This is a genomic window from Xanthomonas hortorum pv. cynarae (assembly GCF_002939985.1).
GTDB classification, from domain to species: Bacteria; Pseudomonadota; Gammaproteobacteria; order Xanthomonadales; family Xanthomonadaceae; genus Xanthomonas; species Xanthomonas hortorum_D.
Genome location: NZ_MDFM01000076.1, coordinates 1 through 1,241, shown reverse-complemented (window position 1 = coordinate 1,241; position 1,241 = coordinate 1). Strand labels below are relative to the sequence as shown.

Here is a 1,241-nt window from a genome sequence, read left to right as displayed (position 1 = left end):
AAGAGCCTTATCTGTTCGGATTCTGGCAGTTTAGGTGTCGAGAGCCGGCGTGGGCCACCGTGAGAGCCTGGATCGTTACCGATCGTCTTGTAGCTGGGTGCCCACGCCGGTCTCTCCCCTGTATCGCCCGAACAGTTGCCAGAGTTGACGCTCGTAGACGTAAGGCTGGGCAGGCGGGGGAGCTCTCGACCCTTCAAGCCTAACGGAGTTTGCCTATGAACGGCATCGGGATTGATGTGTGCAAGGCCATGTTGGATGTGGCCGTCCATTGCGGCCCTTTCGCGCGGTTTCACAACACACCGGCGGGCCATCGCAAGCTGCTGTCCTGGCTGGCGAGGCAGGAGGCTGGCCAGGTTGTCCTGGAGGCCTCCGGCGGTTACGAACAGCGGGTACTGGATGCCTTATTCGATGCCGGTCACCGGGTCGTGCGGGCCAACGCGCAGCGCTGCCATGCCTTCGCCACTGCCATCGGCCTGCCGGCAAAGACAGACCGTCTGGACGCCATCAACCTGGCCTGCATGGCGGCAACGCTGGAGCTGCGTGCCTATCAACCAATGGAGTCTTGGCGGCGCAAGCTGCGCGAGTTCGTGCGCGCGCGCCAGCAGCTGGTGGACCTGGCAACAAGCGCGCAAAACCAGTTGGAACAGGTGACCGACACGAGCTTGTGCCGTGTGCTGCAGGCCAATATCGCGCAGATGAAAAAGACCTGCGTGATATTGGAAAAGCACATTGCCGAACAAGTCGGCCAGCAACCGCAGTTGGAGGCGCTGCGCGCGTTCAAAGGCGTCGGAGCGATCCTGCAAGCGGTGATCGCTAGCTACCTGCCGGAGCTGGGTAGGCTCGATGGCAAGGCCATTGCCAAGCTGGTCGGCCTGGCCCCCATCGCTCACGACAGCGGAAAGATGCGCGGTCTCCGACAAATTCGCGGCGGGCGGATCGAGGTGCGCAACGTGCTGTACATGGCCTGCCTGTCGGCCATCCAGCACGAGCCACGGATCCGGGAGTTCTACCGGTCGCTGCGGGTACGCGGCAAGCCCGGCAAGGTCGCCGTCGTGGCGGCGATGCGCAAGATGCTCGTCATCCTCAACGCCCGCGCCAGAGACGCTCTCGCTGGAGAGTCTCAAGCCATCCCGGCCTGAGTGTCCATGCGCTGGATGGGGCGATGGCTGCTGCCAGCAGCCGGCACCACCGTGCCCGGCTTACGGAGTGGCCAAAGCCCCTCCAACAACACAGTTGCTACA

The 1,241-nt window shown here is 63.4% G+C and carries 1 protein-coding gene; it reads left to right on the top strand.

What is annotated here, in order from left to right; all coding sequences use genetic code 11:
* The first annotated feature begins 215 nt into the window (after window positions 1-215).
* Complete coding sequence (locus XcyCFBP4188_RS22275; RefSeq protein ID WP_046932128.1) at window positions 216-1,139, top strand: IS110 family RNA-guided transposase; 924 nt, start codon at window positions 216-218, stop codon at window positions 1,137-1,139.
* Window positions 1,140-1,241: the final 102 nt, after the last annotated feature.